This window comes from Polynucleobacter sp. UB-Piko-W3, assembly GCF_018881635.1.
In the GTDB taxonomy this organism is placed as follows: domain Bacteria; phylum Pseudomonadota; class Gammaproteobacteria; order Burkholderiales; family Burkholderiaceae; genus Polynucleobacter.
This window is the reverse complement of sequence record NZ_JACVPY010000002.1, coordinates 1,427,717-1,449,114: the sequence shown is the minus strand read 5'-3', so window position 1 is coordinate 1,449,114 and position 21,398 is coordinate 1,427,717. Positions and strand designations below refer to the sequence as shown.

General features: G+C 45.4%; 23 protein-coding genes and 1 tRNA gene. 15 read left to right on the top strand and 9 right to left on the bottom strand.

The window, feature by feature from the left end:
• Positions 1–16: 16 nt before the first annotated feature.
• Positions 17–1,102: a TRAP transporter substrate-binding protein gene (locus ICN31_RS07705; protein ID WP_216260204.1), complete on the bottom strand. Its 1,086-nt coding sequence runs from the start codon at positions 1,100–1,102 to the stop codon at positions 17–19.
• A 335-nt stretch (positions 1,103–1,437) separates the two neighbouring features.
• Here ICN31_RS07705 and ICN31_RS07700 point away from each other — a divergent pair, with 335 nt between their 5' ends.
• On the top strand, positions 1,438–3,108 hold the full coding sequence (locus ICN31_RS07700; RefSeq protein ID WP_216260202.1) for an MFS transporter: 1,671 nt from the start codon (positions 1,438–1,440) through the stop codon (positions 3,106–3,108).
• Positions 3,109–3,162: 54 nt separating this feature from the next.
• Here the strand turns inward: ICN31_RS07700 and ICN31_RS07695 are convergent, their stop codons facing one another.
• Both ICN31_RS07695 and ICN31_RS07690 read right to left on the bottom strand, forming a co-directional pair.
• Positions 3,163–3,774 carry an MOSC domain-containing protein gene (locus ICN31_RS07695; protein ID WP_216260200.1) on the bottom strand — a complete coding sequence of 204 codons (612 nt, stop codon included), beginning with the start codon at positions 3,772–3,774 and terminating at the stop codon, positions 3,163–3,165.
• A 14-nt stretch (positions 3,775–3,788) separates the two neighbouring features.
• A complete protein-coding gene (locus ICN31_RS07690; RefSeq protein ID WP_216260199.1) occupies positions 3,789–4,109 on the bottom strand; it encodes a DUF6150 family protein in 321 nt (106 codons plus the stop codon).
• Between the two features lie 68 nt (positions 4,110–4,177).
• Here ICN31_RS07690 and ICN31_RS07685 point away from each other — a divergent pair.
• The 8 genes from ICN31_RS07685 (at position 4,178) to ICN31_RS07650 (ending at position 10,322) form a co-directional block, all read left to right on the top strand.
• Positions 4,178–4,254 (top strand) — tRNA-Met (locus ICN31_RS07685).
• 60 nt (positions 4,255–4,314) lie between these two features.
• Positions 4,315–4,848 carry a DUF2878 domain-containing protein gene (locus ICN31_RS07680; RefSeq protein ID WP_216260198.1) on the top strand — a complete coding sequence of 178 codons (534 nt, stop codon included), beginning with the start codon at positions 4,315–4,317 and terminating at the stop codon, positions 4,846–4,848.
• A gap of 118 nt (positions 4,849–4,966) precedes the next feature.
• Positions 4,967–6,058, top strand: a complete 1,092-nt coding sequence (gene recA, locus ICN31_RS07675) for a recombinase RecA (protein WP_216260197.1) — start codon at positions 4,967–4,969, stop codon at positions 6,056–6,058.
• 4 nt (positions 6,059–6,062) lie between these two features.
• Positions 6,063–6,590, top strand: coding sequence for a recombination regulator RecX (gene recX, locus ICN31_RS07670; protein WP_216260196.1), 528 nt, complete (start codon positions 6,063–6,065; stop codon positions 6,588–6,590).
• A 193-nt stretch (positions 6,591–6,783) separates the two neighbouring features.
• Positions 6,784–7,953 (top strand): ADP-forming succinate--CoA ligase subunit beta, encoded by a 1,170-nt coding sequence (sucC, locus tag ICN31_RS07665; RefSeq protein ID WP_216260195.1) that lies wholly within the window; start codon positions 6,784–6,786, stop codon positions 7,951–7,953.
• A gap of 15 nt (positions 7,954–7,968) precedes the next feature.
• Positions 7,969–8,862: a succinate--CoA ligase subunit alpha gene (gene sucD, locus ICN31_RS07660; RefSeq protein WP_216260194.1), complete on the top strand. Its 894-nt coding sequence runs from the start codon at positions 7,969–7,971 to the stop codon at positions 8,860–8,862.
• Positions 8,863–8,971: 109 nt separating this feature from the next.
• Positions 8,972–9,679, top strand: a complete 708-nt coding sequence (locus tag ICN31_RS07655; protein WP_216260192.1) for a TerC family protein — start codon at positions 8,972–8,974, stop codon at positions 9,677–9,679.
• A gap of 121 nt (positions 9,680–9,800) precedes the next feature.
• Positions 9,801–10,322 (top strand): pilin, encoded by a 522-nt coding sequence (locus ICN31_RS07650; protein WP_216260191.1) that lies wholly within the window; start codon positions 9,801–9,803, stop codon positions 10,320–10,322.
• Between the two features lie 484 nt (positions 10,323–10,806).
• Here the strand turns inward: ICN31_RS07650 and moaC are convergent, their stop codons facing one another.
• A complete protein-coding gene (gene moaC, locus ICN31_RS07645) occupies positions 10,807–11,280 on the bottom strand; it encodes a cyclic pyranopterin monophosphate synthase MoaC (protein ID WP_216260189.1) in 474 nt (157 codons plus the stop codon).
• 23 nt (positions 11,281–11,303) lie between these two features.
• Here moaC and ICN31_RS07640 point away from each other — a divergent pair, with 23 nt between their 5' ends.
• Complete coding sequence (locus ICN31_RS07640; protein WP_216260186.1) at positions 11,304–13,004, top strand: M48 family metalloprotease; 1,701 nt, start codon at positions 11,304–11,306, stop codon at positions 13,002–13,004.
• A gap of 8 nt (positions 13,005–13,012) precedes the next feature.
• Here the strand turns inward: ICN31_RS07640 and ICN31_RS07635 are convergent, their stop codons facing one another.
• The 5 genes from ICN31_RS07635 to ICN31_RS07615 are packed head-to-tail and all read right to left on the bottom strand — an operon-like array spanning position 13,013 to position 16,294.
• Positions 13,013–13,627, bottom strand: coding sequence for a DUF2946 family protein (locus ICN31_RS07635; protein WP_216260184.1), 615 nt, complete (start codon positions 13,625–13,627; stop codon positions 13,013–13,015).
• Between the two features lie 8 nt (positions 13,628–13,635).
• Positions 13,636–14,070: a nuclear transport factor 2 family protein gene (locus ICN31_RS07630; RefSeq protein ID WP_216260183.1), complete on the bottom strand. Its 435-nt coding sequence runs from the start codon at positions 14,068–14,070 to the stop codon at positions 13,636–13,638.
• An 18-nt stretch (positions 14,071–14,088) separates the two neighbouring features.
• Entirely contained in the window at positions 14,089–15,123 is a 1,035-nt protein-coding gene (gene waaF, locus ICN31_RS07625) for a lipopolysaccharide heptosyltransferase II (RefSeq protein WP_216260182.1), read from the bottom strand.
• Positions 15,124–15,169: 46 nt separating this feature from the next.
• Positions 15,170–15,358: a zinc-finger domain-containing protein gene (locus tag ICN31_RS07620; protein WP_216260181.1), complete on the bottom strand. Its 189-nt coding sequence runs from the start codon at positions 15,356–15,358 to the stop codon at positions 15,170–15,172.
• A gap of 12 nt (positions 15,359–15,370) precedes the next feature.
• A complete protein-coding gene (locus tag ICN31_RS07615) occupies positions 15,371–16,294 on the bottom strand; it encodes a branched-chain amino acid transaminase (protein ID WP_216260180.1) in 924 nt (307 codons plus the stop codon).
• 189 nt (positions 16,295–16,483) lie between these two features.
• Here ICN31_RS07615 and ICN31_RS07610 point away from each other — a divergent pair, with 189 nt between their 5' ends.
• The 5 genes from ICN31_RS07610 to ICN31_RS10630 form a co-directional block, all read left to right on the top strand.
• Complete coding sequence (locus tag ICN31_RS07610; protein WP_216260179.1) at positions 16,484–17,695, top strand: phosphoglycerate kinase; 1,212 nt, start codon at positions 16,484–16,486, stop codon at positions 17,693–17,695.
• Between the two features lie 2 nt (positions 17,696–17,697).
• Positions 17,698–19,134 carry a pyruvate kinase gene (gene pyk, locus ICN31_RS07605; protein WP_216260178.1) on the top strand — a complete coding sequence of 479 codons (1,437 nt, stop codon included), beginning with the start codon at positions 17,698–17,700 and terminating at the stop codon, positions 19,132–19,134.
• Positions 19,135–19,180: 46 nt separating this feature from the next.
• Positions 19,181–20,245, top strand: coding sequence for a class II fructose-bisphosphate aldolase (gene fba, locus ICN31_RS07600; protein ID WP_216260177.1), 1,065 nt, complete (start codon positions 19,181–19,183; stop codon positions 20,243–20,245).
• A gap of 7 nt (positions 20,246–20,252) precedes the next feature.
• A complete protein-coding gene (locus ICN31_RS07595) occupies positions 20,253–21,149 on the top strand; it encodes a phosphoribosylaminoimidazolesuccinocarboxamide synthase (RefSeq protein ID WP_216260169.1) in 897 nt (298 codons plus the stop codon).
• 39 nt (positions 21,150–21,188) lie between these two features.
• The coding region (locus tag ICN31_RS10630; RefSeq protein ID WP_255530935.1) for an AIR carboxylase family protein at positions 21,189–21,398 on the top strand (210 nt) is incomplete at its 3' end.

Below are 21,398 nucleotides of genomic sequence, written 5' to 3'. Positions count from 1 at the left end.
GATTCTCAATAAGGTTTTATTTGACTGGATTAGTCAACATGAAGCTCATGAGAGTTTGCTCAGCGACTTTGTTCCACAGCATTTGATCGTTGCGGAATTTTTTCCAAGGCTCGTAAATCTTCTTGAACGATGGATTCTTGCCAGCCTCTTCTTCATACATTTCAAAAGCGGCAGCAGAAGCTGCTTTCATAATGTCTGTGGAATAAGACTGTAGCTTGACACCATTCTTAATTAAGCTTTGTAAAGCGATTGGGTTTTTGTAGTCGTACTCAGCCATCATGTCGATGTTGCATTCTGCGCAGGCTGAAGCCAAGGCTTCTTGATATTGCTTAGGCAATTTTTCCCATTCCTTAATGTTCACGTACATGGAGTACATTGAACAAGCCTCCCACCATCCTGGGTAGTAGTAGTAAGGCGCAATTTTGTAAAAGCCTAATTTTTCATCGTCGTACGGGCCAACCCACTCAGCCGCATCGATCACCCCTTTTTCAAGCGCAGGATAAATATCACCACCAGCGATTTGCTGTGGGATAGCGCCTAGGCGTGACATCACTTCGCCACCAAGTCCAGCGATTCGCATTTTGAGACCCTTGAGGTCTGCAACAGTTTTCACTGGCTTTTTAAACCATCCACCCATCTGTGTTCCGGTGTTTCCGGCTGGGAAAGAAATAATGTTGTAGTCACGTAAGAACTCACGTTGAAGTTTTAAGCCGCCACCCCAATACATCCAGGCATTTTGTTGACGCTGATTCATGCCAAATGGAACGGTTGTATCAAAAGCAAAGGTTTTATTTTTGCCTACAAAGTAATAGCCGGCAGTATGGGTGCACTCCACAGTCCCTTGCTGAACTGCATCAACGGTGCCGAAGGCTGGAACAATTTCACCCGCGCCAAAAATACGAATCTGGAATTTGCCGTCTGTTAAAGCGGCCACTCGTTTAGCAATGAATTCACCACCACCATAAATCGTATCCAAGCTCTTTGGAAAGCTAGAGGCACAGCGCCACTTCACCTCTGGCAGGGATTGGGCAATCGCCGGTGCAGCCAATACTCCAGCAGCAGCGCCAAGTGCAGTCTTACCTAGAAAGTCACGTCTTTTCATTTGAATTGCTCCTTGTTCATTTTTTGATGGGATGGCATTTTTGACACTGCCTTTTTATTAACTTCTGGAACTATTAAAGCGAAATGCAGCTTGATTAACTCTGTGGTTTGCACCTGGATGCGCGAATATGCACCCCGAAAGTGCATCTTGCCATAAAGCTGGGCTAAACCTTATTTTTATCAAGGTTTTATGATGTTGCACCTAATCCACATATATCGGGAAAACCCTGACTTAAATCGATGGGGAGTTACCCTAAGTGGTGGATTTCTTTGGGTTTTTTCAAAGCATAATCGGCGGGTTGTTTTTTATTTAATAAAAATAGTTAGGAGCTACTGATGTCAACATCAACTAAAGCAGCCCCAATGACCGCCGCTGAGCGCAAAGTTATTTTTGCTTCCTCTTTAGGTACGGTTTTTGAGTGGTACGACTTTTATCTGTACGGTTCTTTGGCTGCCGTTATCGCCAAGCAGTTTTTCTCAGGCTTAGATGCTGGCTCTGCCTTCATTTTTGCCTTGTTAGCATTTGCGGCTGGTTTCATTGTGCGTCCATTTGGCGCATTGGTGTTCGGTCGTTTAGGCGATTTGATTGGTCGTAAGTACACCTTCTTGGTCACCATTGTGATCATGGGTGGAGCCACATTTATTGTGGGTATTTTGCCTAACTATGCAACGATTGGTGTTGCTGCACCTGTATTGTTGATCGCCTTACGTATGCTGCAAGGTTTGGCTTTGGGCGGTGAGTACGGTGGTGCTGCTACTTATGTTGCAGAACATGCTCCTCACGGTAAGCGTGGTGCATACACAGCTTGGATTCAGACAACTGCTACTCTTGGCTTGTTCATGTCCTTGCTCGTGATTTTGTTCACACGTGAAATCACTGGTCCAGACTTTGATGTTTGGGGCTGGCGCGTTCCTTTCATTGCTTCCATCATTTTGCTAGGCATCTCAGTTTGGATTCGTTTGTCCATGGCTGAATCACCAGCATTTACAAAAATGAAGAATGAAGGCAAGTTGACCAAAGCACCTTTGACAGAGTCATTCGGTCAGTGGAAAAACTTAAAGATCGTAATCTTGGCTTTGTTTGGTTTGGTTGCTGGTCAAGCGGTGGTTTGGTACACAGGTCAGTTCTATGCTTTGTTCTACCTTACCCAGGTATTGAAAGTAGATCCTAAGACTGCAAACTTGTTGATTGCCGCTTCATTAGTCATCGGTACACCATTCTTCATCGTCTTTGGCGCACTGTCAGACAAGATTGGCCGTAAAGTGATCATCATGGGTGGTTTGCTGTTAGCGATCATTTTGTACATCCCGAACACACCAGTTTCCTTGTTTAATGGCTTAACCCACTTTGCTAATCCAGCATTGGAAAAAGCGATGGCAACTGCACCAGCCAGTATTACTGCTGATGTGAACGAATGTACTTTCCAGTTCAACCCAACGGGTACTGCAAAGTTCACTAGCTCATGCGATATTGCTAAGCAAGTGATGGCCTCTAACTCTGCAAGCTACACAACCATTGCTGGCCCAGCCGGTGGAGTTGCTGTTGTGAAGATTGGCGACACAGAGATTCAGGGTTATACCGCTAAAGGTTTAGCACCAGCTGATGCGAAAGCAAAAGATGCAGAGTTTAAGAAAGCTATTCGTGATGCATTGAATGCTGCTGGTTATCCTGCCAAGGCTGACCCTGCTGCTATTAACCTTCCTGCAGTTTTGGGTATCTTGGTAATTTTGGTGATCTTGGTAACCATGGTTTATGGTCCAATCGCTGCGATGCTAGTTGAGTTGTTCCCAACTCGTATTCGTTACACCTCAATGTCCTTGCCATATCACATTGGTAACGGTTGGTTCGGTGGCTTGATGCCAACAATCGCCTTTGCCTTGGTTGCGCAAAACGGTAATATTTACTACGGTCTCTGGTATCCAATCATCATCGCTACGATGACATTGATTATCGGTGTGCTGTTTGTTAAAGAAACTAAAGACGTAGATATCTACGCAAATGACTAAGCATCTTTAGTCTGCAGTAAATAAGAAGCCCGACCACAAAATGGTCGGGTTTTTTTATTCCCACAAATCTTGTTGATTGCGATGTTGAATTAGATTGCGATTTTGCTCGGCAATAGAAGTATCTCTTGCTCCGGGAATAATGGTGATCTGCACGCCGGCGGCCACACTTCCAGTTTTGAGTACACGCAAATACCAGCCACAAAAGCCTGACTGCACCATGGCTTTAGCAGCACCTTTATAGCCCAAGGTGGCATTAAATTTGAAGCAGGGTTCACGCAGTTTGACAACGACAAATTCAAGATCGCCAATGAGAAGTTTGTCGCCAATAAAAACTTCGGTTTCTAGCAAGCCTTCAATAGTGAAGTTCTCACCGATTGCTCCATGCTTAAGCACTGTTGATTTTTTAGTTTCACGGGTGAGTAACTCGTTCCAAAAAGCATAGTGCTCTGCTGGATAAACATAAATTGCTTTTTCAATTCCACCATGCGCACTCAGATCTGCTTGCTCATCTCCTTTGACTCCAAGAGAATAAATCTCAACAGGCAAGGGATCCTCTAAATTACTAACACTCTTTTTACGGATTGCCGAAGCAACCGATTGGTAGTCTGGGTGGTGATTACCAAACAGTGGCATAACTTTGCCCGTGGAAATTGAAAGTAGTCTCATGAATAAAAATTGAGTTAGTAGCGACAGCGCGCATCACTTTTGTATTTTGTGAAATAGACGATCAAGTCAGCATCCGATTTATATTGGGTGTAGTAGATCGCTGCTCGCGCATTGCTTTTGTACTTGGTATAGAACCATACTCCCGGCTCACTATCACTGGAGTATTGGGTTTCATACACAATGCAGTTAGCCTCGGACTGATATTTGGTCACAAAAACCTTGGCATTTGCTTCCGAGGAGTAGTTGGTGATGAAGATTTGCGCCGCAGATACACTCGAGACCAGAAAACCACTCAAAATGGCCACAATTAGGAATTTTGGGAGCTCTTTTCTCATGCCCCTATATTACGGTTTCTAGCTTAGGCCGTTACAGAATGGGGCAGATTTGCTACAATCACACGTTCGGCGATTTAGCTCAGTTGGTTAGAGCGATGGAATCATAATCCACAGGTCCGGGGTTCGAATCCCTGAATCGCCACCAAATCTCAAGGCCATTGCCCACCGGCAGTGGCCTTTTTCTTAGGTTGGCTAGAATCGTCTTATGGCTAAATTTTGGAACTTTGTCCTTTTCCAGGCAGGCTGGTTTGCTTGTGTACTGGGTGCAGCGCATCACCAGGTGCTATGGCCAGTGATTGGTACGCTAGCCTATGTTGCCTTTCATGTCTGGCGCTCCCAGAGCCCAAAGCTGGAGCTCAGCTTGCTGCTCAAAGTCCTCTCTTATGGGATCCTGACCGATAGCCTCTTGATGTACTTAGGGTTTCTCGACTTTAAAGGTGCATGGCCTTCTCCTTATGTATCGCCAGTATGGATGTGGGTACTCTGGCTTTTAGTGGCCACTACCCTCAATAGCTCCTTATCTTGGCTAAAAGGTAAGCTTTTTCTAGGGGTTGTTTTAGGGGCAATTTCTGGCCCCTTATCTTATGAGGCTGGAATACGGTTAGGGGCAGCAAATTGGGATTCTGGGTCCCAAATCCTGGGTTTAGGCCTAATTAGCGTGGTTTGGGCAATAGCGATGCCCCTCCTTTTCTATTGGGCTCGCACCTCTATCAAGCCTAGCCTCGCTAAAAATCTGTAAATTCCTTTAAAAAGTCGCTTGCAAATACTACTGTTTTTATATACAGTAACTTCTAAGTTGTGAAACAGTAGATAAAACTTCGGGAAAAAGCCCAATTAAAGCGAAAAGGAATCAAAAAATGGCCATAGATGACAAAAGAAAATCAGCCTCCTCAGAATTTGAGGGAATGAGCGGAGACAAGCAAAAAGCATTAACAGCAGCTTTGGCACAAATTGAGAAGCAATTTGGCAAGGGCTCGATCATGAGATTGGGCGATGCTGAAATCAGTCAAGATGTTCAAGTGGTGTCTAGCGGTTCACTAGGCCTTGATATTGCTTTAGGAGTTGGCGGTATTGCACGGGGTCGTGTGATTGAGATTTACGGGCCAGAGTCATCTGGTAAAACAACTTTAACTTTACATGCGATTGCAGAAATGCAAAAGCTTGGTGGCACTTGTGCATTTATCGATGCAGAGCATGCATTAGATGTGCAGTACGCATCGCGCCTTGGGGTTGATGTCAATAATCTATTGATCTCTCAGCCAGATACTGGTGAGCAAGCATTAGAAATTGCTGATGCATTAGTACGTTCAGGCTCCATTGATTTAATTGTGATTGACTCAGTTGCTGCTTTGGTTCCAAGGGCCGAGATTGAAGGCGATATGGGCGACTCCTTGCCGGGCTTACAGGCTCGCTTGATGAGTCAAGCTTTACGTAAGTTGACTGGCGCTATTAAGCGTACCAACACAACAGTGATCTTTATTAATCAAATTCGCATGAAGATCGGTGTGATGTTTGGCTCCCCAGAAACTACTACTGGCGGTAATGCGCTCAAGTTCTACGCCTCTATGCGTTTAGACATTCGCCGCATTGGTAGCATCAAAAAAGGGGATGAGATTGTTGGTAATGAAACCCGTGTGAAGGTTGTGAAGAACAAGGTCTCTCCTCCATTCCGTGAAGCTATTTTTGACATCATGTATGGCGCTGGCATTTCCAGAGAAGGTGAAATCATTGATATGGGTGTTGAAGCCGATATCGTTGAAAAGTCTGGCTCTTGGTATAGCTATAACGGCGATCGCATCGGTCAAGGCAAAGATAATGTGCGCGATTTCCTGAAAGAGAACCCAGAGATTGCTAAAGACATCGAAGTCAAAATTCGTGCGAAGTTAGGTGTTAAATCTGGCTCAGCTGTAGTAACTGATGTGCTGAGCGAAGAAGAGGAAGTCGAATAGTTCGATGTCAGAGCTAGCTAGTAGCAGCAAAGAAAGAACCAAACAAAGCCCGAGTCTCAAAGCTCGGGCTTTGCGTCTTTTATCGCTCCGAGAATATAGTCGCAAAGGTTTAGCGGCAAAGTTGGCAGAGTCAGAGGCAAGATGGGCAAAGCTGGGGGGTGATCAAGTTGATCAAACTTCAGAATCGACCACGGCACAAATCACAGCAGTGCTAGATGACTTTGAGGCCAGAGGCTGGCTATCAGACGAGCGTTTTGCTGAAGCCTTGGTTCGAAGACGAAGTGAGCGCTATGGGACGCGCAAAATTGCAGATGAGCTCCAACGGGCAGGGGTTGATGCGGCCCAGTCAGCCGTCCTATTGCAGTCCTTGCGGGAAACTGAATTTCAGCGTGCCCATGAGCTTTGGGCTCGAAAGTATGACAACGTAACCCAGGATCAGAAGGAGCGCGCTAGGCAATACCGCTTCTTGGCATCTAAGGGTTTTAGCTCCGAAGTGGTGGCAAAGGTGGTTGGCGGGCAAAAGCCTGATTAGAGCAGGGCGGTTGCGGATCCGAAATAGGCAAATGCGGCGTTGCAACATGATAAAATTATTGGGTCTGTCAAGCCGTTCGCATTTATTCAAATTTGGCTAATTTCGCTATTTCTAGAGTAAGTACGGGATCAAGGCAGTATCGGTTTAACTAATCCTCGTCGCTTACTAAAAAAGATACCGTTTCGGAGTAATTATGAAAATTCACGAGTACCAAGGCAAAGAACTTCTGCGCCAATTTAATGTGCCTGTTCCAAACGGCATTCCTGCATTTAGTGTTGATGAGGCAATGAAGGCTGCTGAAAAATTGGGTGGCCCAGTATGGGTTGTCAAGGCGCAGATTCATGCAGGCGGTCGCGGTAAGGGTGGTGGCGTGAAGTTGGCAAGAAGCATGGACGACGTGAAGAAATACGCCTCTGAAATTTTGGGCATGCAGCTTAAGACTCACCAAACAGGACCAGAAGGTCAAAAAGTCAATCGCCTCTTAATCGAAGATGGCGCAGATATCAAAAAAGAGTACTACTTCAGCATCGTGACAGATCGTGGCACACAAAAGAATGTGATCATGGCTTCAAGCGAAGGTGGTATGGATATTGAAGAGGTTGCAGAATCTCATCCAGAAAAAATTATCAAAGTATTTGTTGATCCATTGATTGGTTTGACAGATGCTGATTGCGACATCATTGCAAAAGGTATCGGCGTGCCTGATGCGTCTATTCCGATGGCGCGTGACGTATTCAAGAATCTCTATAAAACCTATTGGGATACAGATGCCTCATTAGTGGAGATCAACCCGTTGATCCTTGAGGGGAATGGCAAGATCAAGGCGCTCGATGCAAAATTTAACTTTGATCCGAATGCATTATTCCGTCATCCAGAAATCGTTGCTTATCGTGATGTCGATGAAGAAGATGCTGCTGAGATTGAGGCTTCTAAATTTGACCTGGCTTACATCTCTTTAGATGGCAATATTGGTTGTTTGGTGAATGGTGCTGGTTTAGCTATGGCAACCATGGATACGATTAAGCTGTTCGGCGGCGAGCCGGCAAACTTCTTAGACGTTGGTGGTGGCGCTACAGCAGAAAAAGTAACCGAAGCATTCAAGATCATGCTCAAGAACAAGAGTGTTGAGGCAATTTTGGTGAACATCTTTGGCGGCATTATGCGTTGCGACGTGATCGCTGATGGCGTAGTGACGGCATGTAAGGCTGTAAATCTGACAGTGCCACTGGTTGTGCGCATGAAGGGTACAAACGAAGAGTTAGGTAGGAAGATTCTTGCGGACTCTGGTTTGCCAATCATTAGCGCCGATTCGATGGCTGAGGCTGCTACCAAGGTAGTAGCTGCGGTTGCCAAAAACAAATAATCCAGGAATTTCAATATGTCTATTTTGATTAATAAAAACACCAAAGTCATTACCCAAGGTATTACTGGTAAGACCGGTCAGTTCCATACTGAGAAGTGTCAAGAATATGCAAACGGCAAAAATTGCTTTGTTGCTGGCGTCAATCCTAAAAAGGCTGGCGAGTCCATTTTTAACATTCCAATTTACGCGACTGTTAAAGAAGCTGCTGCGCAAACTGGTGCAACGACTTCAGTTATTTATGTTCCGCCTCCAGGTGCTGCTGCTGCCATCTGGGAAGCGGTTGAGGCTGATCTTGATTTCGTGATTTGCATTACTGAGGGTATTCCTGTGCGTGACATGCTAGAAGTGCGCAATAAGATGCATGCGAAAGAAGTTGCTGGCGGCAAGAAAACTTTATTGCTTGGTCCTAATTGCCCTGGAATCATTACTCCTGATGAAATCAAGATCGGCATCATGCCTGGCCATATTCATAAGAAGGGCCGCATTGGTGTTGTGAGCCGCTCCGGTACTTTGACCTATGAGGCGGTTGGTCAATTAACTGCAATTGGTTTAGGTCAATCAACTGCTGTTGGTATTGGTGGTGACCCAATCAATGGCTTGAAGCATATCGACATCATGAGAATGTTCAATGAAGATCCAGAAACTGATGCCGTCATCATGATTGGTGAGATCGGCGGTCCAGATGAGGCTGAAGCTGCTCGCTGGTGCAGAGACAATATGAAAAAGCCAGTAGTTGGCTTTATTGCTGGTGTAACAGCGCCTCCTGGAAAACGGATGGGCCACGCTGGTGCATTGATTTCTGGCGGAGCGGATACTGCTGATGCCAAACTTGCCGTAATGGAAGAGTGCGGCTTTAAAGTAACAAAGAATCCATCGGAAATGGCGGCATTACTGAAGGCCATGTTGTAATTAGCGATCAAGAAAAGATGCTGCGACATTAATACTGTTTAGCAGCACCTGATCTTTAGTGATTAGTAGTTTAAAAAGTAGTTAAAACATAAAAACGTAGGGAGACAGTATGGATTTTTCAGCATTTTCAGATGCCACCTTTTGGGCGGCACTTCTATCAATCATCGTAGCGAATATTTTGCTATCTGGTGATAACGCAGTGGTGATTGCATTAGCGTCACGTAACTTGCCACCTGCTCAGCAAAAGAAGGCCATCTTCTGGGGTAGTGCTGCTGCAATTATTTTGCGCGTAGTGTTAACCATTACTGCAGTGGCTTTATTGACTTTGCCGTATCTCAAAATTGTTGGCGGCTTATTACTCCTCTATATCGGCATTCAGTTGCTATCTGATAGTGGCGGTGAAGAACATATGGAAGCTAAGACCAGCATTTGGGGGGCTATTCGTACGATTTTGATTGCTGACTTGGTAATGAGTTTAGATAACGTACTTGCTGTGGCTGCAGCGGCACAAAAAGGACCTGAAGAGACTCGTTTACTTCTTTTGATTATTGGCCTTGGAATGTCTATTCCATTAATCATTTTTGGTAGTGCACTTCTTTTGAAAGTAATGGATCGTTTCCCAATCATTATAACTTTGGGCGCTGGCTTGTTAGGCTTACTGGCAGGCGGTATGCTAGTAGATGACCCTGCTATCAAAGACAGTATTCAAGAGGCACTAGGCGATGCAAAACTAGCCTTTGAGGTCATTGGTGTTGCCATTGTTATTTTGGTAGGCACCTATATAAAAAAACGAAATGCCGGAAAAGAAGCGCATTAACCGGATTTCAAATGAATCAGAAAAGCCGGCCTCTAAAGCCGGCTTTTTTAACGCCCAGATTCCTTGATTAGAAGGGGTATAGACTGGATGATGAGGCATTTCACCTCAGGAGCTAGAAGATATGCAAAGTAAAAAATACGACGAGCCAAAACAACAAGAGACTCACCAAGATTCTGGATTTACCTTGATTGAAGTGATGGTCGTAGTTGCCATCATTGGTATTTTGGTAGCAGTTGCCGTTCCTCAGTATCAAGATTACATTGCGCGTAGTCGTGTTGTGGAGGGGATGAATTTATCTTCCAGTGCAAAACTTGCGGTGACAGAAGCATTTGCAAGTCGTGGCACTGTAGCAATGGATGATGCTACAAGCGGATCGTTCACCTTTGGGCCTACCCGCAGTGTGAAGTTGATTGAAATAACACCGTCAGGTGCTATTGCTATCGACTATCAAGTCAGTGTTGCGCCAGACGGTAAGAACACATTACATCTGATCCCGACTAATGATCCAGATGCTAATGCACCCAAACCAATTGACCTTTCAAAACCAGAGGGCGCTACTTGGGCGGGTGGTTGGTCTTGCAGATCTACAGAGACAAATCTATTGCCTCAGCTCTTACCGTCGGAATGCAGAATTAGTAAATAGGAATTTGGTAATAAGCTATCGCTATTATTTAACCGTCTTAGGGCGGTTAAATTTATGAAACCTTTTATAACCTGAAGCTATAGGCGCAGAACATGGGCCGACTATTCTGTATGTATTAATCTATTCATATGTTGAAATATTCAAGGTACATTCTTGGAATGTTGGCTCTGGTTTTGGTGGCCTGTAGCAGTCCACAAGTGGAGGATCAGAAGGTGGCCACGCAGATTACAGTTACTTCACCGTGGACCTTAGACTTCTTTCACTTCTATAAAGGAGCTCAGACTCATAGTGAGTCCTTCCAATTTCTCAGTCGAAGAGATTGTTTCGATGCAATGTATCAAATGCAAGTTAACTCTAGAAAAAAACCACTTTATAGCGGTTCGGGAATTTGTACTAAATGGTTTGGTGAGGGACAGGAACGAACCCATAATGACATTTTGGGTTACAAGTAGTCTTATATATATTGAGTGCTTGCGCCACCTCTTTAAGCCTTCCACTCCCCCGACTTACCACCACTCTTCTCTAGTAGTCTTACATCACCCATCACCATGCCACGATCTACCGCTTTGCACATATCGTAGATTGTGAGAAGGGCGACTTGGACTGCGGTGAGGGCTTCCATTTCCACGCCAGTAGGGCCGGTAGTTTCCGCTTTTACTTGGCAAGTGATACTGTTGTCAGTTGAGTTTGATTGAAACTCGAGGCTAACATGGGTTAATGCCAGCGGATGACAAAGGGGAATGAGATCTGCAGTTTTCTTTGATGCTTGGATGCCTGCAATCCTAGCAATACCCAGCACATCACCCTTTTTGTGGTTTCCTGCTTCAACCATTTTGAAGGTCTCGGGAAGCATGCTGATCTTGCCTGTAGCAATAGCGATTCTATGGGTAGAGGCTTTATCACCCACATTTACCATATGGGCTTGGCCGCTTTCATCAAAATGAGTTAGTTTATTCATGGGATAAGTTTTACCATATAGAGATGCAGGATATAAAGTTCCTTAGAAAAACCTCGTTTTGGCAGCGTCTTTTAGCTGCTCAGCTGGCACTCGCTTTGTTCTGCTCAGGTGTTATGCCTGCTTATGCTGCTACTCCTGTCGGAGATGTCTCTGTAGATGGTAATTCTGCAGCCATTCAAAATATCGGCAAAGCGATGCAGTCTCCGGATGCTAAATCTTCCAAGCTGCCTAATCGCAATACTTTACAAAGCCAGCCTAATATTATTTTGCCCGATATGGGTGATCCTGGGGGCGACTCTCTGAGTCGGATAGATGAGCGAAAGTATGGCGAAATGATCATGCGCCAGATTCGTCCCGATCCAGATTATTCAAATGATTTACCGATCTATGATTTTCTAAACGCTATGGAGCGCCGATTATTGCAGGCTGCTAAACAATTGCAGCTTGGTGGCGCCAATGAACAGGGTAGTGGCGCCTACAACTTTGAAGTCTTTGCAGTCAAAGACAGCAGCATTAATGCCTTTGCTTTGCCAGGCGGATTTATTGGTTTTCATACGGGCCTACTGGTAAGTGCAGAAACAGATTCAGAAGTGGCATCTGTCATGGGTCATGAAACAGGACATGTATTGCAACGTCACCTTGCGCGCCAAATGGATAAGCAATCTACTAATAACATGATCGCCATTGCAGGTATGGTACTTGGTGCATTAGCTATGTCTCGCAATCCTTCGGCAGCTGCTGGTCTGATGCAGGGCGGTCAGGCAATGGCTATCGATAATCAACTTTCATACTCAAGAGATGCTGAGCGTGAGGCAGACCGTATTGGCTTTCAGATTTTGGAGGCCAGTGGATACGATGTAAATGGTGCCCCAGGCTTCTTTCAGCGCTTACAAAGAGCTACCGGCGTGATGGATAAGGGTGTTCCAGCCTATGTCCGTACCCATCCTTTAACGACTGATCGTATTGCTGACATGCAAGATAGAGCAAGGAGGGTCGCTGCGCGTAATGTTCCCACCGCAGTAGAGTTTTATTTTATTAAAGCTAGAGCGCGTATGGAGCAGTCTGGTACTTCGAGTGGTATGTATGACCTTAAAAATACTTTTGAAAGCTTAAGTAAGCAGCCTCAAGCGGGTAAGCAAATGGAAGGTTTTTACGGTTTAGCACTCATTGCACAACGCCAAGGAAAAGTAGATCAAGCAGAAGCATATTTACAACAAGCTCGCAATTTGGCTCAAGCTGCCAGCGCACCAGGCTCACCGATTCAGAGGCAAAGCTTATCTTTAGACATTACTGCATCTGAATTGGCCTTAGCCAAAGGCAAGGGTGTAGAAGCTTTACAAATTGCACAAGCTACTTTGCGTGCTTACCCTCAGTCTTATGCTGCGGGCGCCGCGATGATCAATGCGGATTTAGTGCTCGGTCGTACCAATGATGCAATTGTCTGGCTTAAAGCCCGTACTCGCTTGCAGCCTAATGAAATTGTCTGGTGGAGTTTGCTATCAAAATCCTATGATCAGGCTAAGAATGTACCAATGCGTCATTTTGCTCTTGGAGAAAAATATGCTCTTGAAGGAGCTTGGCCATCAGCAATTGAGCAATTGAAGATCGCTCGTTCGGCAGGTGGGTCTGACTACTATCAAGGCTCCAGTATTGACGCGCGCTTAAGAGAAATGCAAAGGCAGTATCAAGATGAGCTCAAAGAGCAGGGCAAAATACCTAGTTAGGATTGCGATTAATTGCTTGGCCTTGCAATGAATTGAAAGCGAGCAGCCAACTCTTCTGAATGGATCGGGCCTAAGGACAATTGTTTGCCTTGCCATTCCCAAGAGCCACCAAAACTACAGGCTTCTTCATGCAGTTTTGCCAATTGGGAGAAGTGATCCAAGTCATGATCATGTAAAAGTGCTACTGTCTGGCAATCTTCTTTAGTAAACGAATCTTTATTTTCTTGCCGGTAGATTAGTTGATTCACTTTTCCAACGATGTAAATATTACCCTTTTCATCACTTAATGCGCGAGCAGCCTCTATCGGATTATTGCATTGAGTAATCAGTTCTAAGCCACTCTCGCTTAGGGTGATACGGGCTACCCAAGGTGTGGCGTCGAGCGTGATAAAGACACGCTGTGGGCCATTCTGAAAAAAGTATCTACCTAGACTATCGCATGCATAGTTTCTGGAGATGAATTCATTTAAGGTTCTATGAGTAATGACTTGGCCAGGTAATTTATTTTGCTGCGCAAATTCATCACGCATACGCCATTGTCCTCGACGATCTAAAGCAAGCCAACCAAAGCAATCAGGCACACTAGGCCACTTGATGAGTGACCTTAATACGTGCTCATCCATGTCGATCTTTAATGGAGGCCGTGTGGTGTAGAGGGGGCATCAAAAGTTTCTTCAGTCGAGCGACTGGAATGTAGGTGTGCAATGCGCCAACCTTGACTATCTTGCAAGAGTACTAATGTGATATTGAGGAAAAATTCAGCCTCTACTTGATCAGCTCTGAGGTGGACTGCTTCTGTAGTGTCATAAATCGCAGCACCTGGAATAGAGTGGCTAATACAAGCAATCGGCTCTAAAAATAATGGCTGCTTAGATAAAAGTCTCTCCAAGCCCTTCCGAATTTCTACATGACCGCTAAGACGATGCCCTTCGGGCAGGACGCAGGTGATGGAGTCATCATCAAGCCAGATATCCAAAGCACCTTTGACATCACGATTGCGTAGCGCCTCTCGCCAAGCATCTACGACTTCATCGGCATTATGAAAGAGCCTTGCAAGTTTAGTCATCGCTTACTTTTCCAGTAATTACTTCAATGTGTTGAGTGTAATCAATACTTGCTCTGGCAGGATATCTTTTAGGCAGCGTAAGTGCCCTAGGGGGCATACTCTTTTGTGACATGGGCTACAAGACATATTGAGCCAGATTATCTTAGCCCTATCTGATAAAGGCGGCGTGTGCGCTGGATCGCTGGAGCCAAAAATGGCAACTTGAGGGATCTGTAACGCAGCTGCAATATGCATCAGCCCTGAATCATTGCTGACCACCGCTTTACTCATGCCAATCAAGGCAATTGCTTCATCTAGTGATGTATTGCCACACCAGTTATGAACATTACTAGCTTGCTGTCCCTGGGAGGTAATTTCTTGAGCAAGAGAATGATCATTTTTGCTACCTAAAAGAATGATCTGATTATTTGAGTTTTGCTTAATGAGTTGCTGTGCCAACACTGCAAAGTATTCGGTAGGCCATCTTTTAGATGGACCATATTCTGCTCCAGGGCATATTGCATAAATAGAGTTGCTATTGATGTTAGCGCCTTGCAATTTTTGCTCTACTTGTTGTTTCGCTGCGCCAGATACATTTAACTTGGGTACTAATTTATCAAGGGAAATAGATTCATCATCTTTGAGAAGTTGGCTCAGGGCTAAATAGTGCTCCACCATCGGTGGGCGATTAACTTTGCTTGGGTTGTTTAGGGCTAAATTAATCAGGCCAAAACGCAATTCGCCGCGATAGCCAATCCGAAAGGGAATATTGGCTAACCAGGGGATCAGCGCAGATTTAAAACTGTTGGGTAATACAAAACAGGCCTGATAGTTTTTAGCCTGAATTTTTTTGGCTATTTGCTTACGTAAGTTCCATTGCAGTTTTTTATGCTCAAACTTCGCCTCAATGACTTCATGCACTTGCGAGCAGGCACGATAGATCGGCGCCACCCAATTGCTAGCAAGAACATCAATCTGAGAATTTGGATAAAGCACCTTGAGATTAGCCAGAAGAGGCTGGGTACTTACAGCATCCCCAATCCAATTCGGGGCAATGATCAGAATACTTTGCATGTGTTGTATCCCGAGTCAGCACCCCATGATGAGGTGCTGATAAGGCTTAGTGTCCGTGTGGCTCGGTGCCGGGAACGAGCTTATATTCAGCGCCGCAATATGGGCACTTCGCTTCCCCAGTTTTGGTGATGTCCAAGAAGACTCGCGGATGAGAATTCCAGGCTGGAGTTTGATTGGTGGGGCAATGTAATGGCAAGTCCTTTCCATCCACCATCACAACTTGAGCTTGAGGCATCTTTTTTCCTGATTACTTAACGTAGGTGAGCCAAGATTTGTATTGATCATTTCTGCCGTACACCGCATCGAAATACGTCTTCTGAATTTGTTCAGTAATCGGACCACGCTTACCATCACCAATAGAGCGGTCATCTAACTCACGAATCGGAGTTACTTCAGCTGCAGTACCAGTAAAGAAAGCTTCATCTGCGGAATAAACTTCATCACGCGTCAACCGTTTTTCACGAACTTCATATCCAAGATCTTTTGCAATCTGAATGACAGAGTCGCGCGTAATACCATCCAAGCAGGATGCTAAGTCAGGGGTGTACACAATGCCATTACGAATCATGAAAAGATTTTCGCCAGAACCCTCGGACACATAACCCTCGGTATCAAGCAATAAAGCTTCGTCATATCCATTGGCTGTGACTTCTTGATTGGCCAAAATAGAGTTGATGTAATAGCCAGAGGCCTTAGCGCGCACGAGTGAAGAATTCACAAAGTGGCGGGTAAATGAAGATGTCTTTACCCGAATGCCTTTATTGAGCCCATCTTCACCTAAATAAGCACCCCATTCCCAGGCAGCAATCGCCGTATGAATACTATTTCCTTTGGGAGAGATGCCGAGTTTCTGGGAGCCAATAAAGATGATTGGACGGATGTAGCAGGCCTCGAGCTTATTGCTGTTGACCACATCAATAATTGCCTTGGTAATCACTTCTGGGCTGAAAGGCATGTTCATTTGAAAAATCTTGGTGCCATTAAAGAGGCGCTTGACATGCTCTGGGAGGCGGAAAATGGCTGTACCTTGGGGTGTTTTGTAGGCGCGGATGCCCTCAAATACGCCCATACCGTAGTGCAGACTATGGGTTAGAACGTGAATATTGGCCTCACGCCAGGGAATGAGCTTCCCATCGGACCAAATAAAGCCATCGCGGTCGGACATCGACATTTTCTCTACCTTTTTGTGTCTAGTTAATCGGTGCGCCGAGGGAGGGTTTATGGCCCTAGACCCAAAATGCGTCCAAGCTCCTATTGTAGAGCAGGCAGGACTGCAGGGTGTCTGAGATCCTGTGGGATATTTGGGCTAGACGATTTAGAATGGAGTATTCCTCATAAATCACCACATTTGCCCAATCCCATGCCGGAAGCCTTATTTCAAGTTAAACGTTTAAGTGAATTAGCCCAAGCGGGCCAATTAAAGGGGAAGCGGGTGCTGATTCGCGCCGACCTCAATGTGCCCCAAGATGAGGCAGGCAACATTACTGAAGACACGCGTATTCGGGCCTCGATGCCTGCATTGCAGATGTGTCTGGACGCTGGCGCTGCAGTGATGGTGACCTCTCACTTAGGGCGACCCATTGAAGGCCAATTTAAATCTGAAGATAGCTTAGCCCCGATCGCCGATCGGATTGCTACTTTGCTTCATCGCAAAGTACCACTCATTAGTAATTGGGTCGATGGAGGATTTCAAGTACAGCCAGGCGAAGTAGTGCTCTTGGAAAACTGCCGAGTAAATGTGGGTGAGAAAAAAAATGATGATGCGCTAGCTAAAAAAATTGCGGCTCTATGCGATGTTTATGTAAATGATGCATTTGGTACTGCACATCGTGCTGAAGCAACCACCAATGGCGTTGCTAAGTTTGCACCAGTTGCTTGTGCTGGTCCATTGATGGCAGCTGAATTAGACGCACTAAGTCGTGCATTAGCAAATCCAAGACGTCCCCTAATAGCGATCGTTGCCGGCTCTAAAGTGTCCTCTAAGCTCACCATTCTGAAGGCTCTCTCTGAGAAAGTCGATGAATTGATTGTGGGTGGAGGTATTGCCAATACCTTCATGCTTGCTAAAGGTTTACCAATTGGTAAATCGCTTGCCGAGCCAGACTTGGTCAACGAAGCTAGAGAAATTATGAATCTCATGGAAAAGCGCGGTGCCCATGTACCCATTCCTGAGGATGTCGTCGTTGCAAATGAGCTCTCTCCGCTAGCCCGCGCAAATCGTGTACCTGCAGATCAAGTTGCCGAAGATGACATGATTTTGGATATCGGTCCTAAGACTGCTGCGCGCCTTTCCACAATGCTTGCGCATGCAGGCACAATTGTCTGGAATGGCCCATTAGGCGTCTTCGAAATTGATCAATTTGGCGGTGGTACAAAAATGCTGGCTGCAGCAATTGCACACTCACCAGCATTCTCAATCGCTGGAGGTGGAGATACCTTAGCAGCGATTGCTAAGTACGGTATTGAGAATCAAGTGGATTACATTTCAACTGGTGGTGGCGCTTTCTTAGAATTTCTCGAAGGTAAAACTTTGCCAGCCTTTGCAGTACTTGCAGAAAGAGCGAAAGACTAAATATGTTAAGAGCAACAAAAATTATTGCAACTCTAGGACCAGCATCTGAAAAGCCTGAAGTATTGCGCGATATGATCCGCGCAGGTGTTGATGTGGTGCGCATGAACTTCTCACACGGGACTGTGGCAGATCACAAAGCACGCCATGACTTAGTCAGAAGCATTTCTGCCGAAGTGGGCAAAGAGGTTGGCATCATGGCCGATCTGCAGGGCCCTAAGATTCGTGTGGGCAAATTTGCAGATAGCAAAATTCTTCTTAAAGAGGGTGAGAAGTTTATTCTGGACGTCGCCTGTGAGCTTGGCAATCAAGGACGTGTGGGGCTTGATTACAAAGAGCTCCCAAATGATGTGAAGCCTGGCGATCGCCTCTTATTAAATGATGGCTTGGTTGTACTGCGTGTTGAGAGCGTTAAGGGCGGGGAAATCTTCACACTCGTGGAACAAGGCGGGCCACTCTCAAATAACAAGGGTATCAACCGTGCCGGTGGTGGTTTGACAGCACCAGCGCTTACTGAAAAAGATATTGCTGATCTAGATGCTGCAATTGCCATGGGCGTTGATTTCTTGGCGATTAGCTTTCCAAAAGATGGCGCTGATATGGCATATGCACGTAAGCTAGCTGATGCTGCTAGTGCTAAATATGGTGTTGGCAAAGTGCGAACCATTGCTAAGGTCGAGCGTGCAGAAGCGATTGAGCCTAAAGCACTCAAAAGCATTATTGAGCAAAGTGATGGCATTATGGTTGCCCGTGGCGATCTCGCTATTGAGGTTGGTAACGCTGCAGTGCCTGCATTACAAAAGCGGATGATTTCTTGGGCGCGTGAGGCCGATAAATTTACGATTACAGCAACCCAAATGATGGAGTCGATGATTAATGCTCCAGTACCCACACGCGCTGAAGTAAGTGACGTAGCCAATGCCGTATTGGATGGAACGGATGCTGTGATGCTCTCCGCTGAGTCTGCTGCTGGCTCATATCCAATACAAACTATTAAAGCGATGGCCGAGATCTGTGTTGAAGCTGAGAAATCAGATACAGTAAAATTGGATACCGACTTTTTAGATCAACGATTTACCCGCATTGATCAAACAATTGCCTTGGGCGCTTTATTTACTGCGCATCATTTGCATGCAAATGCGATTGCTGCCTTGACGGATTCTGGTTCAACCCCAATTTGGATGAGCCGTCATAATATTCATGTACCCATCTTTGCATTGACTTCAAAGATTGCCACCCAAAGAGCTTTAAGTACTTATCGTAATGTCACGCCAATTGGTTTGGATTACACCAAAGACCGCGATACTGCTTTGCAAGAAGTAGAAGCCTGCTTGAAAAAGGCTGGCGCAGTTAAAAAGGGCGATACTGTCGTGCTGACTTCTGGGGAGCCAATGGGCGAACCTGGTGGCACGAATACCCTCAAAATTGTTCATGTGAAGTAATTTGTATATTGATTAACTATTTACCTATATCTATTAAGAGAAAATCATGGCTTTAGTATCTTTACGGCAACTTTTGGATCATGCTGCTGAAAACGGTTATGGTTTACCGGCGTTTAATGTCAATAACCTTGAACAAGTGACCGCAATTATGGAGGCGGCTAATGAGGCTGATTCACCAGTCATCATGCAAGCATCTGCTGGCGCACGTAAATATGCTGGTGAGGCATTTTTACGTCACCTCATCTCTGCAGCTGTCGAAGCATATCCCCATATTCCAGTTGTCATGCATCAAGATCATGGTCAAAGCCCAGCTGTCTGTATGGCGGCAATCAAGAGTGGTTTTACTAGCGTGATGATGGATGGTTCGCTTGAAGCCGATGGCAAAACGGTAGCCAGTTACGAGTACAACTTAGCCGTATCTCAGGAAGTGGTGAAGTTTTCTCATTCCATTGGAGTTACCGTGGAAGCAGAGCTGGGAGTTTTGGGCTCTTTGGAAACAATGCAGGGTGATAAAGAGGATGGTCATGGTGCCGATGGCAAGATGACTCGTGAACAGTTATTAACAGACGTTGAACAAGCTGCTGACTTTGTGAAGGCTACTCAGTGTGATGCCTTAGCGATTGCGATTGGTACTAGCCACGGCGCTTATAAATTTACTAAGAAGCCTACAGGCGATATTTTGGCGATTGATCGTATTAGAGAAATTCATATGCGTATTCCGAATACGCACTTGGTAATGCATGGCTCTTCTAGTGTTCCGCAAGAATTACTGGCAGAGATTCGTGAGTTCGGTGGCGATATGAAAGAAACCTACGGTGTCCCCGTTGAGGAGATTCAAGAGGGTATTAAGAATGGTGTTCGTAAGATTAATATTGATACCGACATCCGCTTAGCAATGACGGGTGCTATCCGCCGTTACCTCATGGAGAATCCAAGCAAATTTGATCCCCGCGATTATCTAAAACCAGCGCGCGAAGCAGCTAAGAAAGTTTGTATCGCACGTTTTCAGGCTTTTGGCTGCGCTGGTCAAGCATCTAAAATCAAGCCTATACCTTTGGAAAAAATGGCTGAACTCTATAAGAGCGGCAAACTCACTCAGATCGTAAAGTGAATTAAAGATGCCAGCTTTATACGCCACTTCTATTAAGTCATTACCTTTGGTATCTAAAGGTAAGGTGCGTGATGTCTATGCTCTAGGCGATGACAAGCTACTGATGATCACTACTGATCGCTTATCCGCATTTGATGTCGTGATGGGTGAACCAATCCCAGAGAAGGGCATCGTTCTTAATCAAATGGCTAATTTTTGGTTTGATAAATTAGCTTCCGTTATCCCAAATCATTTGACTGGGATTGACCCTGCAAATGTGGTAACTTCCGACGAAGTTTCTCAAGTAATCGGTCGTGCAGTAGTTGCTAAGCGCTTAAAGCCTATTTTAGTAGAGGCAGTTGTGCGCGGATATCTCGCTGGAAGCGGCTGGAAGGACTACAAAGAAAGTGGCAAGGTTTGTGGTATCACATTGCCTGCTGGTTTAGAGAATGCCCAAAAATTACCTGAGCCAATTTTTACCCCTGCCGCCAAAGCAGAAGTTGGTAATCATGACGAAAATATTTCATTTGAGAAAGTGGTTGAACTCATTGGCGAGAAATTAGCTAATCAAATTCGTGCAGTCAGCATCCGTCTTTATAAAGAAGCATCTGACTATGCTGCGACTCGTGGAATTATTATTGCTGATACTAAGTTTGAGTTTGGTTTAGATGATTTGGGTCAATTGGTTTTGATGGATGAGATCCTCACTGCAGATTCTTCACGCTTCTGGCCAGCAGAAACTTATCATGTGGGTTCAAACCCGCCATCCTATGACAAGCAATTTGTGCGTGATTGGTTGGAAACTGCCCAAGTACACGGCAAGTTGTGGCCTAAGACTGCCCCTGCGCCGCAATTACCAGCTAATGTGATTGAAAAGACGGCCCAAAAGTACCGTGAAGCCCTGAATCGTTTAACTCAGGGATAATAGGTCCTGAGTAAATATTTAGGGCATTTGGAGAGGTAGATGAACAAGAAGCCAATAGTCGGAATAGTGATGGGCTCCAATTCAGATTGGGAGACGATGCAACACGCCGCTCAAATGCTTGAGCAATTTGACATCGCTCACGAGGCTAAAGTGCTCTCAGCACATCGCATGCCAGACGATATGTTTCAGTATGCAGAGGATGCCCAAGCCAATGGTTTGCAGGCCATCATTGCTGGCGCAGGTGGTGCA